General features: G+C 58.5%; 20 protein-coding genes, 1 tRNA gene and 2 pseudogenes. 11 read left to right on the top strand and 12 right to left on the bottom strand.

Translation table 11 applies throughout. The annotated features are described in order from the left end of the window. Positions 1 to 36: 36 nt before the first annotated feature. From tagQ to rfaD, 4 genes are all read left to right on the top strand, one after another. Positions 37 to 996 (top strand): type VI secretion system-associated lipoprotein TagQ, encoded by a 960-nt coding sequence (tagQ, locus tag M5G17_RS01330; RefSeq protein WP_273891227.1) that lies wholly within the window; start codon positions 37 to 39, stop codon positions 994 to 996. Positions 997 to 1,076: 80 nt separating this feature from the next. Beyond that, on the top strand, positions 1,077 to 2,009 hold the full coding sequence (locus tag M5G17_RS01325) for an Ssp4 family T6SS effector (RefSeq protein ID WP_273891226.1): 933 nt from the start codon (positions 1,077 to 1,079) through the stop codon (positions 2,007 to 2,009). Positions 2,010 to 2,011: 2 nt separating this feature from the next. Further along, complete coding sequence (locus M5G17_RS01320) at positions 2,012 to 2,434, top strand: hypothetical protein (protein WP_273891225.1); 423 nt, start codon at positions 2,012 to 2,014, stop codon at positions 2,432 to 2,434. Positions 2,435 to 2,504: 70 nt separating this feature from the next. After that, a complete protein-coding gene (gene rfaD / locus M5G17_RS01315; protein WP_273891224.1) occupies positions 2,505 to 3,500 on the top strand; it encodes an ADP-glyceromanno-heptose 6-epimerase in 996 nt (331 codons plus the stop codon). Here rfaD and M5G17_RS01310 read toward each other — a convergent pair. Together M5G17_RS01310 and M5G17_RS01305 are read right to left on the bottom strand one after the other, a co-directional pair. Further along, positions 3,497 to 3,823: a helix-turn-helix domain-containing protein gene (locus tag M5G17_RS01310; protein WP_273891223.1), complete on the bottom strand. Its 327-nt coding sequence runs from the start codon at positions 3,821 to 3,823 to the stop codon at positions 3,497 to 3,499. The two genes, rfaD and M5G17_RS01310, sit on opposite strands and share 4 nt — an antisense overlap. Further along, positions 3,807 to 4,061, bottom strand: coding sequence for a type II toxin-antitoxin system RelE family toxin (locus M5G17_RS01305; protein ID WP_273891222.1), 255 nt, complete (start codon positions 4,059 to 4,061; stop codon positions 3,807 to 3,809). Before M5G17_RS01305 ends, M5G17_RS01310 begins: the two co-directional genes overlap by 17 nt. Before the next feature lie 133 nt (positions 4,062 to 4,194). Between M5G17_RS01305 and M5G17_RS01300 the strand changes: the two are divergent. The 5 genes and pseudogenes from M5G17_RS01300 to M5G17_RS01280 form a co-directional block, all read left to right on the top strand. Beyond that, positions 4,195 to 4,376 (top strand): annotated as a pseudogene (locus M5G17_RS01300) (type II toxin-antitoxin system RelB/DinJ family antitoxin); the annotation flags it as partial. A gap of 22 nt (positions 4,377 to 4,398) precedes the next feature. Then, a pseudogene (locus tag M5G17_RS01295) lies at positions 4,399 to 4,493 on the top strand (type II toxin-antitoxin system mRNA interferase toxin, RelE/StbE family); the annotation flags it as partial. A gap of 117 nt (positions 4,494 to 4,610) precedes the next feature. Further along, positions 4,611 to 4,853: a CopG family ribbon-helix-helix protein gene (locus M5G17_RS01290; RefSeq protein ID WP_273891221.1), complete on the top strand. Its 243-nt coding sequence runs from the start codon at positions 4,611 to 4,613 to the stop codon at positions 4,851 to 4,853. Next, positions 4,843 to 5,127, top strand: coding sequence for a type II toxin-antitoxin system RelE/ParE family toxin (locus tag M5G17_RS01285; RefSeq protein ID WP_273891220.1), 285 nt, complete (start codon positions 4,843 to 4,845; stop codon positions 5,125 to 5,127). The genes M5G17_RS01290 and M5G17_RS01285 overlap by 11 nt, the downstream gene beginning before the upstream one ends. Before the next feature lie 224 nt (positions 5,128 to 5,351). Further along, entirely contained in the window at positions 5,352 to 5,924 is a 573-nt protein-coding gene (locus M5G17_RS01280; RefSeq protein WP_273891219.1) for a plasmid pRiA4b ORF-3 family protein, read from the top strand. Between the two features lie 238 nt (positions 5,925 to 6,162). On the opposite strand, the gene M5G17_RS01275 is transcribed toward M5G17_RS01280, so the two are convergent. From M5G17_RS01275 to M5G17_RS01250, 6 genes are all read right to left on the bottom strand, one after another. Further along, positions 6,163 to 6,238: transfer RNA gene (locus tag M5G17_RS01275), tRNA-Thr, on the bottom strand. 97 nt (positions 6,239 to 6,335) lie between these two features. Then, positions 6,336 to 6,602 carry a hypothetical protein gene (locus M5G17_RS01270; RefSeq protein ID WP_273891218.1) on the bottom strand — a complete coding sequence of 89 codons (267 nt, stop codon included), beginning with the start codon at positions 6,600 to 6,602 and terminating at the stop codon, positions 6,336 to 6,338. A gap of 24 nt (positions 6,603 to 6,626) precedes the next feature. Continuing rightward, entirely contained in the window at positions 6,627 to 6,767 is a 141-nt protein-coding gene (locus M5G17_RS01265) for a hypothetical protein (RefSeq protein WP_273891217.1), read from the bottom strand. An 87-nt stretch (positions 6,768 to 6,854) separates the two neighbouring features. Then, a complete protein-coding gene (locus M5G17_RS01260) occupies positions 6,855 to 7,235 on the bottom strand; it encodes a hypothetical protein (protein ID WP_273891216.1) in 381 nt (126 codons plus the stop codon). A gap of 18 nt (positions 7,236 to 7,253) precedes the next feature. Beyond that, positions 7,254 to 7,460 carry a helix-turn-helix domain-containing protein gene (locus tag M5G17_RS01255; protein WP_010221299.1) on the bottom strand — a complete coding sequence of 69 codons (207 nt, stop codon included), beginning with the start codon at positions 7,458 to 7,460 and terminating at the stop codon, positions 7,254 to 7,256. Positions 7,461 to 7,469: 9 nt separating this feature from the next. Next, positions 7,470 to 8,048, bottom strand: a complete 579-nt coding sequence (locus tag M5G17_RS01250; protein WP_273891215.1) for a hypothetical protein — start codon at positions 8,046 to 8,048, stop codon at positions 7,470 to 7,472. A gap of 542 nt (positions 8,049 to 8,590) precedes the next feature. Here M5G17_RS01250 and M5G17_RS01245 point away from each other — a divergent pair. Both M5G17_RS01245 and mdtI read left to right on the top strand, forming a co-directional pair. Continuing rightward, entirely contained in the window at positions 8,591 to 8,950 is a 360-nt protein-coding gene (locus M5G17_RS01245; RefSeq protein WP_273891214.1) for an SMR family transporter, read from the top strand. Next, positions 8,944 to 9,273 (top strand): multidrug/spermidine efflux SMR transporter subunit MdtI, encoded by a 330-nt coding sequence (mdtI, locus tag M5G17_RS01240; RefSeq protein ID WP_038998274.1) that lies wholly within the window; start codon positions 8,944 to 8,946, stop codon positions 9,271 to 9,273. The genes M5G17_RS01245 and mdtI overlap by 7 nt, the downstream gene beginning before the upstream one ends. Before the next feature lie 230 nt (positions 9,274 to 9,503). Here mdtI and M5G17_RS01235 read toward each other — a convergent pair whose 3' ends face one another. The 4 genes from M5G17_RS01235 to M5G17_RS01220 are packed head-to-tail and all read right to left on the bottom strand — an operon-like array spanning position 9,504 to position 12,970. Continuing rightward, on the bottom strand, positions 9,504 to 10,724 hold the full coding sequence (locus M5G17_RS01235) for a methyltransferase (protein WP_273891213.1): 1,221 nt from the start codon (positions 10,722 to 10,724) through the stop codon (positions 9,504 to 9,506). Between the two features lie 45 nt (positions 10,725 to 10,769). Then, a complete protein-coding gene (locus M5G17_RS01230) occupies positions 10,770 to 11,459 on the bottom strand; it encodes an ABC transporter permease (protein WP_273891212.1) in 690 nt (229 codons plus the stop codon). Beyond that, positions 11,456 to 12,151, bottom strand: coding sequence for an ABC transporter permease (locus M5G17_RS01225; protein WP_273891211.1), 696 nt, complete (start codon positions 12,149 to 12,151; stop codon positions 11,456 to 11,458). The genes M5G17_RS01230 and M5G17_RS01225 overlap by 4 nt, the downstream gene beginning before the upstream one ends. Positions 12,152 to 12,208: 57 nt before the next feature. After that, positions 12,209 to 12,970 carry an ABC transporter substrate-binding protein gene (locus M5G17_RS01220; protein ID WP_273891210.1) on the bottom strand — a complete coding sequence of 254 codons (762 nt, stop codon included), beginning with the start codon at positions 12,968 to 12,970 and terminating at the stop codon, positions 12,209 to 12,211. Positions 12,971 to 12,980 lie beyond the last annotated feature (10 nt).

Genomic DNA, 12,980 nt, shown 5'->3' with positions numbered 1-12,980 from the left:
GTCCCGAGCGTGTTTCAACAGAGAGAGAACCTGACCATGCTTTCAACTCGCAAGCCCTTCTTCACAGCTTCCAACGGCCGGGCCGCGCTGCTGCTGGCGGCCGGTTTCAGCACCGTCTTGCTGACTGGCTGCGCCAGCTCGCCGGCATCCAAGGTCGGTGCGACGACCAAGGTCGAGTACTACCCGAGCTGCTACGAACCGGTCCAGCACCTGCGTTCGACTGATTCGGACATGACCAAGTCAGTCGCCACCGGCGCCCTGATCGGTGCAGTCGGCGGTGCCCTGACCGGCGCCCTGACCGGCGACTCCGACACCCGTGGCCGAAATGCCGCCATCGGTGCTGCTGGCGGTGCCCTGGTTGGTGGTGCAGCGGGTTACTACACCGAGCGCCAGAAGCAGATCAGCGACGACAACCAGCGCATCGGTTCCTACGCCACCGACATCAACAAGAGCGCGGCCGACATGGACCGCAGCACCGCTTACGCCAAAGCCTCCCAGGCTTGCTACCAGCGTGAGTTCGCCAACCTGATGGACGGCCGCAAGAGCAACACGATCAACGACAGCGAGGGCCGCAAACGCCTGGCAGAAATCATCGCCGGCCTGCAGGAGTCGAACAACCTGATCAGCGCGGTCAATGGTCGTCTGGGTGAGAACCTGAACAACTACACCCAGGCCTACGAGCAAGACCTCAAGCAGGTCGGCGTTCAGCGTAACGACGTCGTGGTGGTTGCCGAAGCCGAAGCGCCAGTACTGGCCACCGGCAACGCCAAGAAAGCTACCCCTGCCAAAGCCAAGACCAAAGCCCCGGCCCAGGCGAAGAAAAAGCTGCCTGAAGTGCCGAAGGAAGCCGTTGCCACCGAGAAAACCCTGCAGGACGCCAACGCCAAGAAGGCCGAAAGCCAGAAGGTTGCCAGCGCCGGTCAGAGCCAGGTCAACAACATGTGCAAGAACCCGGACATGGGTGACTGGGCACCGGTGCCTTGCCCTAACGTGTAAGGCTTGAGCAGCGCGGTTGCCCGCTACCTTGGAGGCAAGGCGGTGGGTGACCGGTGCTGCAGGTTCAAGGAAGCGAATCAATGAGCAGCTCCATCCCCCGTTTTGGCTACATCGATCCCCAGTTCAACGCGCGCCAGCGCATTCAGTCCACCATCAACCTGCCCAGGTTGTTTGCCGGCATCGATGCCGACCCCTCGATCGTCGGTGCTGGCGTGGTGTACATCGACCTGGACTACAACGTTGTTGTATTGCGCGAGTTTCAGCCGATTTGCAGCATCCGGCCCAAGCGCATCATTTTGCGTGAGCTCAAGCGTTACCAGACACCTGACCAGTACACCCAACAGCTACAGAGCAACCCGCGCGAATCGAAGGCACTCAAGGAAGGCGTCAACACCACCTTGTCCTGTGCGGGTGCGGTACTGGGCTGGATGGTGGTGGTCAGCGGCACTATCGCCGCGCCATTTTCCGGGGGTGCGAGCATGGTTGTGACCTACATCGGCATCGCTGCGGCCACGGCCAGTAGCGTGCAGTGCGGTGTCGGGGTCATGCGTACCGTGCGTGAAGCAAACAACCCAGGCGCCAACGACGCGCTCGACCAGGAAGAGTGGTACCAGAACGCTAGCATGGTGCTGGATGCGGTGTCTTTGCTGGGCGTCGGCACCTCAGGGCTGACCACCTTCAAATACCTGCAGATGCACAAGGCCGCCACCGGACGTAAGTGGTTCGAGCTGAGCAAGGGTCTGAGTCGTCAGCAACGCAAGGCGCTTACCGATGAACTGTTGTCGGTCAAGCACCCGTCACTGACCGCCAAGCAGCTCAAGTTGCAGCAGAGCGCAGGCTTGCTGACCAAACGCTACACCCCGACCGAAATCAGCCATGCGACCAAGACTCTGCTCAAAGACTCGATCGGAGCCGGTTTCGGCCTGGCTGGGAGTTCTTCCGTACAGGGGGTTGTAACCTCCGCGAGCAGCGAGATCAAAACCATCGCCATCGGTTTGTACGAGGAGTTCTGAGCATGAGTGTGAGTCAGGATTACGCCGCGTTCATGACCCGTTACTTTCCGACGTTCATCTGTACGTTCTTTCTTTCGCTGTTTTCCCTGGCCTGCGCAGTGACCTTGTGGACCGACACTCACTTGCGCAACCACCCCGATAATTCGGCCTACAGCGTTGGCTTGATGGCCGGCAGTATCGTACTGCTGTGCCTGGGTAATTTCCTGATCATTCGTGGCAGGGCCTGGAGCCTCTGGCTGGTCGTGTTGTTGTTGCTACTCAGCCTGCTGACAGTCATCAGCCTGTTCGATGAGCGAATCAACAAAGGTCTGTTTGCTTTTGCCTTGTTGTTGCCGCTGCTGGCCGGGCTGATGCTCAATGGCAAGCGTCATCGGCAGATGCGCGAGTACCTGGTCGAGCTCCGGCAAAAACGCCAGAACCATTGACCCTGGTTAATAGTTGCGCAAAAGCCACCCCCTAGACTGAGGTCTCTGCACCCTCAAAGGGGGACATGGCATGACCATAATCGTCACCGGCGCCGCCGGCTTTATCGGTAGCAACCTGGTTCAGGCCCTCAACCAACGCGGCGAAACCGAGATCATCGCCGTTGATGACCTGAGCGATGGCGACAAGTTTCGCAACCTGGCTGATTGCGAAATCGCCGACTACCTGGACAAGGACGACTTTCTCCACCGCTTTCGCGCCGGCCAGTTCGGCAAGGTACGCGCCGTGCTGCACCAGGGCGCTTGTTCGAGCACCGTCGAAAGCGACGGGCGCGTGATGATGGACAACAACTACCGCTACAGCCGCGACCTGCTCGACGCCGCCCAAGGCCTGCAAGTGCCGCTGCTGTATGCCTCGTCGGCGGCGGTGTATGGCGCCGGGCGCGATTTTCGCGAGCAGCGTGAATGCGAGCGGCCGTTGAATGTCTACGGCTACTCGAAATTCCTCTTCGACCAGCGCGTGCGCCGGCAACTGCCCCAGGCCCGCAGCCAGATCGTCGGCTTGCGTTACTTCAACGTCTACGGCCCCCGCGAACAGCACAAGGGCGCCATGGCCTCGGTGGCCTTGCACTGCTTCAACCAGTACCAGGCCGATGGCAAGGTCAGCCTGTTCGGCAGTTATGGTGGCTATCCCAGCGGTGGCCACCTGCGCGACTTCGTCGCGGTCGAGGATGTGGTCAGGGTCAACCTGTTCTTCCTCGAACGGCCGCAGCTGAGTGGCCTCTTCAACGTTGGCAGCGGCCGCGCCCAGCCGTTCAATGACTTGGCCCTGGCAGTGATCAACCGCCTGCGCGAGCAACAGGACCAGCCACCGCTTTCGCTGGAGATGGCCCTGTTGGAAGGCGTCCTTGAATACAGCGAATTCCCCGAACACCTGCGCGGCAAGTACCAGTGCTACACCTGCGCCGACCTTGAGCGCTTGCGTAGCGTTGGCTATCAGCAGCCAATGCTGACGGTGGAGCAGGGTGTGGCGCGTTACTGCGCGTGGTTGCAGGGTTCGCAGTGTTAAAGGTCAAGAGACTGCACCGGGATGCCGAGGGCTGCAGCGATCTTCTCGCGTGTGGCCTTGCGTGGCCGCTCGGCGGCTTCTTGCTGAGCGTAGGCTGACTGGGATATGCCCAGGCGTTCGGCTACCTCTGCTTGCGTCAGGTCCAAGTGCTTGCGCCATGCGGCTATGGCGCTCAGCCCTTCCTTGACCATGTACCCCACCACTGCATTGGGCACCAGGTCCTCCTGGGGACGGCTTGCAATGTAGTCGGCATAAGGCAGCACGACAAAGGCGGGGCGGCCATCTGGCCCGTTGATGATCTGTACGTTAGTAGGTGTGTTCATCGCGTTTCTTGACCTCCTCGATGTTTACAATCTTCACCCCGCCATCCCAATCGAAAAGGATGCGGTAATTGCCCACTCGGAGTCGGTAGCCGTATGGGTGGTTGACCAGTGTCTTGATGTTCTGGAAGTGCGGCATATGGGCCGGCGCTTGGGCGGCATCGTAGATCTTTGGCTGATCGGCCTTGTTGACCTTCCTGAACTGCTTGACTGCTTTGCGAGACCAGTTGATTACATTCATGTCCGCCCCGTTTACAATAAGTAAATCATAAGTATTTTATAAGTATTGGCAAGAGGGTAGGGGGCAGGTGTAACGTAAAGCTGCTGAGCGGCTGGATTCCAAGCATGCCCACCTGATGGGCTGAATTTGCTGACTTGAGAGGTTGGGTGTTACGCCCTCGAGCTCATGCGCCAAGCGCTGCAGTACGTCGCCGAGCGCGGGCAACTGCCCTTTAACCTGGCACTGATGACCGATGAGAATGAAGCGCTGCTTGCGACCGTTCGCGAGCGTCTTGCCGACCCTCAGCGTGTGAAGGTTTCTCTGGATGACCTATAGCCTTGAGTTCGATGCGTGAGCGCTGAAGGAATGGCAGAAACTGGGGGATACGGTCCGGAAGCAGTTCAAGAAAAACTCATTTCATTTTTGCTCAACCCGAGAGTCGAGGCGAACCGGCCTTTCGTAAAGCGACAGACGACGAAAAATCGTGAAATATCGTCGCGACGACCTGCTAATCCAAGTGAGTGCTTGCCGGTGTAAGATGCTTATCAACCGCTCACCATCGAGGCTGCCATGACCGGGATATCCCTGAACCTTCCGGAAGACCTGTCGAACTCGCTATCCGATCTGGCTAAGACGAATGGCCAAACCGTGAGCTACCTGGCGATGGATATTCTTCGCGACTACATCGAGCACGAGAGGGCTTTGACTGCGCAGATTGAACTGGCGGTAGAAGAGGCTGATCAAGGTAAATTTGCCAGCGATGACCAGGTTGCTGCAATGCGTGCCCGCCGCTGGAGCAGGAATGCGGGTTGAGTGGCTTGAAAAAGCCCTCAAAAACCTGGAAGACGAAGCGAGCTACATAGCCCTTGAAAACCCCAAGGCTGCTGATGACTTCTCAGATGCTATTTTCGCCAGCGTAGACAAACTGGCCCGGTTTCCCGCCATGGGCCGTGAGGGTCGAGTGAAAAATACGCGTGAATGGGCAGTGCCCAACTGGTCCTATCTCATCCCCTATCAGGTACGTGGTGACCGCCTGCAAATCCTTGGGGTCTTTCATACGCGGCAACGCCCTCGTACGCAGTGGTGACGGGGCGTAAAGCTAGGACAAAGTACTTCCTCCAGACTCATCTAAAGGTTGAGTTGCCAGGACTTCCTAACCGTATCGTAAGCAACCGCACCGTCAGCACGAAGTAATAGCGTGTCCATTCCGCATGCTCATTCAGGTGGTGATTTAAAAAGCCACACTAGGTGCTTCTGCTGCCCTGGAATATCTCTTTGAACCACTCTGAACGCTGCGAGGCCGCATGATCCATGGTTAAAACTGTCCGTTTACCCAAACCCGCACCGGATCTGTTGCTGCTGCACATTGAGCTGAAGTGGATCACTCCGACAATCTGGCGTCGGTTCGCGGTGCCCGAAAACATCACCTTGGGCAAACTGCACCATGTCATCCAGGTCGTGATGGGCTGGAGTGACAGCCATTTGCATGAGTTTGAAATCGCCGGTGAGAATTACGGTATGCCCGATCCTGAGGGCTGGGGGCCGCCGGTGAACCCGGAAGCCCGTAAAACGCTGATCAAGGCGCTGAACGGAAAGCGGACATTCAACTATCTCTACGACTTTGGTGACAGCTGGCATCACAGTATCAAGGTCGAAAAAATTCTACCCGCTATTGCCTGTCCTCAGGTGCCGTATTGCATTGAGGGCGCCAATGCTTGCCCACCGGAAGACGTGGGTGGCGGGCCTGGTTATGAGGATTTTCTAGAGGCGATGGCCAACCCCAAGCATCCAGAGCACGACGCGATGGTTGAATGGCATGGAGATGTTTTTGATCCAGCAGCATTTGAGTGCGAACGCGTGAACCAGTGGTTTAAACGAATTTAAGTTTGAGTGGCACGTCGGCGTGCTCGGACGCTTACCTTGCTTGTTGCACCGGACAAAATATCGACCAAGGCTGGTGTGTGCCTCTGGGTTGTTGAACGTGACACTAAGGGGACTCCCTTTAAATCGGTTGGCGCCCCCCTCCCCGGATTCCGACGGAACGCCAAAACGAAAAAACCCGCCAGAAGGCGGGTTTTTCGGGGGTTCCAGAGATTTTGAAAGCTTTCTATGGAACCTTGTATGGTGCCGGCACCAGGAATCGAACCCGGGACCTACTGATTACAAGTCAGTTGCTCTACCATCTGAGCTATACCGGCACAGGGGCGTCATTATAGCGATCAGTTTGCGTCTGTAAACTACTTCTGCAACTTTCCTCGCGATACCTGCTTTGGGCGGGTATCGCGGGGTGTTTTCTTACCAGTCGCGGTGCATTGTCGTGGCGCTGGGTTCGGCTTTGGTGGGGTCGAATATCAGCGGTTTGTAGCGGCAATCGTGCTTTTTACAGTGCTCTCGGCAGCCGTGCTTTTTCTTGCAGGTGTAGGCCGGGCCCGAGTAGCCCTTGTCGCCGTATAGCTGCATCTGCGGGATTTCCCAGCCGGACATGGGGGTGTAGTCGCCGTTGGTGCAGCCGCTCAGGTACAACGCGCACGTCAGCAGGATGAAGGATCTGATGATAGCCACAGGCAATTCCGTTTGGTCGAAGTGTCAGTGTTTGTGTGTGTCGAGGTAGCGCTGGATGGCCATGTGGTCTTTGCTGAAGTCCGGCCCGGGGAAGCTGCTGGTGCCGTACGTCTGCAACGGCGGTTGCCAGCCGGACTGGGGAGGCGGGAACTGCCAGTCGGACATGAGGGAGCAGCCGCTTAGGTAAAACGCGCACGCAAGCAGGGCGATGGATCTGATGATATCCACAGTCAATTCCGTTTTATCGAGGTGTCAGTCTTTGTTGAGGATGCGCTGGATGGTGCCGCCGCAGGCCTGGTAGCAGCTGTCGTAGTCGCTGCCGCACGAGTAGCTCGAACCACTGCTGAACGGGTAGCTGGGGTAGTAGCAGCTTTTGCGCGCTTCCTTCTTGCTCTTGCCGACCTGGCAATGCTGGTAGCTTCTGAGGTTGGCCTGGTACAGGGCCTGGTCGCTGTTTTCCTGCAGGCGCGCCATCTGTTTGCAGTGGTTGCGTTCCATCGAGCAGGAGTTGATGCAGTTCATGCCCGCCATGCTTGGCGGAGGGGAGTATCTATAGGTGTAGCTGGGGCCGCAGCCGCCGAGCAGGCCGACGGCCAGCAGCAGCGCGGCGCGCCACTTGAGTGAATTGCTCACGAGTTGCCAGTTCCTTGTTCATTCCTCGCTGAACTCCAGCAGGTCACCTGGCTGGCAGTTCAATGCGCGACAGAGCTTCTCGAGGGTTTCCATTTTGAAACCCTTGATCTTGCCGTTTTTCAGCAACGACAGGTTCGCCTCCGTAATACCGATAATCTCGGCCAGATCCTTGGAGCGGATCTTGTTTTTGGCCATGACTACATCGAGTCGAATAATTATCGGCATAGGGGCAAGCTAGACATAACAGTTGTGTTCATCGCTGATGGTTTTGGCGTCACGCATGAGGAGTGAAAAGGCGCACAGGAAGATGCCTTTCATGATCTCGTAAACCGCCTGGGATGATACACCGATCGATACGCTGAAGCTTCTTTCGCCTTTGGGCAGGTCGATGGAGAACGCCAGGCCCTGCAAGGTGCCGATCATGGGCCAGACCATCGGCAAGCCGATGCACAGCAAGCCCACCCACCAGAGCATCTTGATGTTCTGCGTCGTCCAGGTTTCGCCCCGGGACAGGCGCAAAAAGAACAACCCGGTCAGGTACAGGGCAAAGGCCGAGAGGCTGGCGGGGATGAGTTCCAGGCCGATGACCAGGCCCAGGGCCAGGTGCGAGGGCTGGTAGTCCGGGGCCAGCAGCAGCGGCATGTTTTCGCCGAAGCTTTGCAGGTAGGCGCCTTGCACCTGGGCTTTTTCGAACACCCACAACAGTACGTTGCCGCCGAACTCGACGATCGCTGTACCCCAAGCGAGTACCGCGGCGAATGCACCGATCACTCGCAGACGCGATCTCGCGTAAGCCACTGTTTTACTGTTCATGGTTTCCCTCCGTGCTAGTTGAGCGGGGCACATTATTTGTGAAAAATTATCGTATTACAATAATTAATTATGTTTTTGATGAGGGTGCGACGTTTTGACACGAGGGGGAGCAGAGGAGTGCCAGGGGCTACGAGGTGGCTGCATCGCTGGCAAGGCCAGCTCCCACAGGGTGCAATGTGCCATTACTGTGGGAGCCGGCCTTGCCGGCGATGGGGTGCGCAGCAGCCCCAGAATGGCCGGGTAATATAATTTACGAACCTTTCTGCAACCTTTAAGGGCTTTCAGCTAAATACGGAATAAAAGACAGGAAAATTAATTAGCCATTTTCTATCGATTTGACTTTAACGATGCCTTGAGCTAATTTGTTGTTCATTATGTTGAACACTAAAGCGTTTCCGCTCTTCACCTCCCGCCTGGTTTCCCGTGAACGTCACTGGACTGGCGACCTCTAGCGCCTCCCCCGACAAACAGCCTCGTTTCTCTATTTGTCTGCAGCCGTCAGCGTGATTTCGCTCGGCTTGTGTCGCCCGTGGGAGGGCATCATGCGTTCCTGGATCTATCTGTTTATCGCCATCACCGCCGAGGTGATCGGCACCGCGTCGATGAAATTCGCCGCCAGTCATTACCCGATTCTTGGCCACGGGTTGATGTACCTGATGATCGGCCTGTCGTACTTCTTCCTGGCGCTGGCAGTAAAACGCGTGCCAGTGGGCGTGGCCTACGCCCTGTGGGAAGGTATCGGCATCGTTCTTATCACCCTGATCAGTGTCACCTGGCTTGGTGAAAGCCTGGGCCTGCTCAAGGCCGCCGGCCTGGGTGTGATGATCGCCGGTATCTTGCTGATCAAGTCGGGTACCCGCGCCGCACCTGCCCCGCGTAACACGGAGGCCCTGCCATGCTGAGCATGAACTGGATTCCCTTCGCCTGGCTGGGCCTGGCGATAGTGCTGGAAGTGATCGCCAACCTGCTGCTCAAGTACTCCGACGGCTTTAAGAAGCGCGGCCTGGGCATTGCCTCGATTCTCTGTGTGCTGGCCGCCTTTACTGCGCTGGCTCAGGCTGTGCGAGATATCGAACTGTCGCTGGCCTACGCCATCTGGGGTGGTTTTGGCATTCTCGCCACCGTGGCCATGGGCTGGGCGTTGTTTGGTCAACGTCTGGTGGGCCGTGGCTGGTTGGGGCTGGCCTTGCTGCTGGTGGGCATGAGCCTGCTGAAACTGGCCTGATTCGGTCTGTTTAGCGCGATTGGTTCGAAGGCTTATGCACAAGGCGCATGCCAAACGTGAGGGCTTTGCATCGGAGCAACGCCCGCCGTTGGTCTTTGCGCAAATGGCTGTTTTTGCTCGTGATTAGTTAATGAACAAAAAATGACCAGCCTGTTAAAGCGCTTGGATCCACGAATTTGCAGGGGTTTAGCGCAAGTTTGCGCACAGACTTATCCACAGGCTGCGAGCTATTACGAGCGTTCAGCCAGCAGCAGCAAATTGCGTGGAGTGAGAGGCTGTTCACAAAACACGCCGAGCTGTACCTCGTAGGACTGTTCCTGCAGAAACAGTGCACGGTCGAGCACCAGCCACAGTTCCAGCGGGCGGCGGAACAGATTGCGTAGCAATTCCAGGTTGCGCACCTGGGCCAGGCGTTGCCAGCCGGCAGCTTGCAGCGCGTGCCAATCAGGCTCGGTACTTACCGGCAAGCCCTTGAGTTGGGCCAGGCCCAGGCAGTAGTCGGCATAGGGCTTTTGCAACCAACTGACTGCAAGCGACGGTGTCGGCAGGTAGTCATCCACCCCGCGCACCTGCCGTTGCCACAGATCGAAACCCAGGCGCCTGGCCATGGACTCATCACGCTGGCGACGTACCCGTGCACCGGCGGTCACCGTTTCGCTCAGCGGCAGGCCAAGATCATCGATCGACAGCTGCAGGCCAGAGGTTTTGGCGGCGGTGGATAACGGCTGGTACTGCGAAGCCTGGATGCGGTTGTAGCAACACGGCGCAATGGCCAGTTGGCGGCAACCCTGGCGGCTGGCCAGTTGCATCAGCCGTACATGCAAATCGCCACAGGCGTGCAGGGCCACTGCCGTGTGCCCGGCATCCAGGTGCAACGCGGCATCCTCGGCCAGTACATCCTGCAGGTGGTGCTCGGCAGGCAGGTGGTGATGCTGGCTCAGGGCGATGCCGGCCTCGACCAGCGCTGGGTCGTATTCCAGGCAGGTCATTTGTTGGCTGTGCGGCTGCAGCAAGCGCCGGCCCAGGTGACCTTTGCCAGCGCACCAGTCCAGCCAGTGCCGTGGGCTGTGGATAAAACCCAGGTGGCTGGCGAAGGCTTCGATCTGCTGCCATTTGCGCCCTGGTACGTCGACGTTCAGGCGCTGGCCCGCCGCCGGCAGGGCCACGGTGGGTAACTCGCCGACTGCAGACAGCGCTGTGGCCATGCGTGCCAGGTGTGGAAAAGGCGCTGGTGCGTCCAGTTGCCCGGGATCATTGTGCGCCGCTTCCGCCTCGCTCAATGAGCGCTGGCGCAACCAGCCGGCAAGGGTTGGATGCTCGGCTTCCCAGGGCAGCTCAAGCTGGGTGAAAGGCCGTGGCCGCCAGAGTGCCTGATGCTCGCGCAGAAAATCGTCCAGCGCCTGGAAGCGGCTGAGCAGTTGAGCGCCTGAGAGAGGAAGAGGGGAGGTCATGGGCAGAGACGAAAACGGGGCTGAGATCAGCCCCGTTATACAGGTTTATCGACCCTGGCAGGCATCGACGCGTAGCCAGCGTTCCAGTTGTTTGAAGGCTTGCACCAGCAGGAAGGAGATCAGCAGGTAGAACAGCCCCGCAGCGAAAAAGATCTCCACCGGCAGGTAGGTTCGAGCAATGATGGTCCGCGCCATGCCGGTCAGTTCCAGCAAGGTGACGGTGCTCGCCAGGGCGCTGGCCTTGAGCATCAGGATCACTTCGTTGCTGTAGGCCGGCAGGCCGATGCGCGCGGCGCGTGGCAGCATGATATAGAGCATCGCCTTGGCCCGTGACATGCCCAGGGCTCGGGCTGCTTCAATCTCGCCACGGGGAATGGCCTGCAAGGCGCCACGCAGGATTTCGGCAATGTAGGCCGCTGTATGCAGGGTCATGGTCAGCACCGTGCACCAGAACGGGTCCCGCAGGTAGGGCCACAAGGCACTGCTGCGCACGGCATCGAACTGGGCAAGCCCGTAGTACACCAGAAACAGCTGGACCAGCAGTGGCGTGCCGCGGAAGAAAAAGATGTAGCCAAACGGCAGGGCGCGCACGTACCAGTGCCGCGAGGAGCGGGCGATACCCAGCGGGATGGCGATGATCAACCCGGCAATGACCGCGATGGCGACCAGCTCCAGCGTCAGCGTGGCGCCTTGGGCCAGGCGCGGCAGCCATTTGATGATGATTTCCCAGTTCATTGGTTGGCCCTCGCGAAGCCGCGACCGGCGCGTTTTTCCATGAAGTGCATGCCGATCATGGCCAGGACGGTCAGGCCCAGGTAGATGACGGCGGCGACCATGTAGAAGGTGAAGGGCTGCTTGCTCACCGTCACGGCGATTTGCGAGTGACGCATGATTTCTTCCAGGCCGATGACCGAGACCAGCGCGGTATCCTTCATCAGGATCATGAACAGGTTACCCAGCCCCGGCAGCGCGATGCGCCACATTTGCGGCAGAACCAGTTTGGAGAAGATCCGCCCTTTGGACAGGCCGAGTGCCAGGCCGGCTTCCCGGTGGCCCTTGGGGATGGCCAGGATCGCACCACGGAACACTTCCGTGGCATAGGCGCCGAAGCACAGGCCCAGGGCAATGACCCCGGCGGCAAATGCATTGAGCTCCAGGCCAGGCATATTCAGAAGCTCGCCAAGCCGGTTCATCAGGCTGACGGTGCCAAAGTAGATCAACAATACCCAGAGCAGTTCGGGTACGCCGCGAACGATCGTCGAGTAGAAGCCACCCAACCATTGCAGGGGTTTGTACGGCGAGGTCTTGGCCAGGGCGCCAAGCAGTCCCAGTACCAGCCCCAGAAGCAGGGCCGACAATGCGAGTTTGACGGTCATCAGTGTCCCGGCCAGCAAGGCCGGACCGAATCCGTAAAGATCAATATTCATGGGCAGGTTTGTTCAAGGGACCGGCATTGCCGCCAGGGCAATGCCGGTCGGGGCGAATCAATAGATGCTGAACGGGAAGTACTTGTTGTTGATCTTCTCGTAGGTGCCGTCGGCAACGATTTCTTTCAGTGCGGCGTTCAGCTTGTTGCGCAGTTCAGTGTCGCCTTTGCGCACAGCGATGCCGACCTTGTCGCTCTCGTTGACCGGATCGCCTTTGAACTCGTAGTTCTTGCCAGCTTCGGATTTGAGCCAGTCGTAGTTGGCGTATTTGTCGGCGAGGATGGCATCGACCCGGCCCGAGGTCAGGTCCAGGTAGGCGTTTTCCTGGCCGTCATAAAGGTTGACCTTGAACTCACTGTCGAAGCCGCCGTTGTCGTCCAGCCAGGTTGCGGCTTGAGTGGCGCGCTGGGTGCCAATGGTCTTGCCCTTGAGTGAGGCGCGGTCGGTCTTGAAGTCGACGTTTTTCGGGGCGATGAACTGTTGCTTGTTCGAATAGTACGGGTCGGTGAAGTCTACGGCCTGCTTGCGCTCGTCGGTGATCGACAGGGACGAGACGATGAAGTCGGATTTTTTCGCGTTCAGGGCAGGAATGATGCCGTCCCAGTCAGAGACCACGACTTCACACTCGACCTTCATCTTGGCGCACAGGGCGTCGCCGATGTCCTTGTCAAAGCCAACTACCTGGCCGCTGGCATCCTTGTTGTTGAACGGCGGGTAGGCCGCCTCGATGCCCATCTTCAGTTTCTCGGCAGCCATGGCATTGGCCGAAAACACCAGCGTGGCGGCAGCGGCCAGGAGGAATTTCTTATAGCTCTGCATGCGTGTTGCT

The organism is Pseudomonas rubra (genome assembly GCF_028656935.1).
Classification (GTDB): domain Bacteria; phylum Pseudomonadota; class Gammaproteobacteria; order Pseudomonadales; family Pseudomonadaceae; genus Aquipseudomonas; species Aquipseudomonas rubra.
This window is presented reverse-complemented; position numbering and strand designations above follow the sequence as displayed.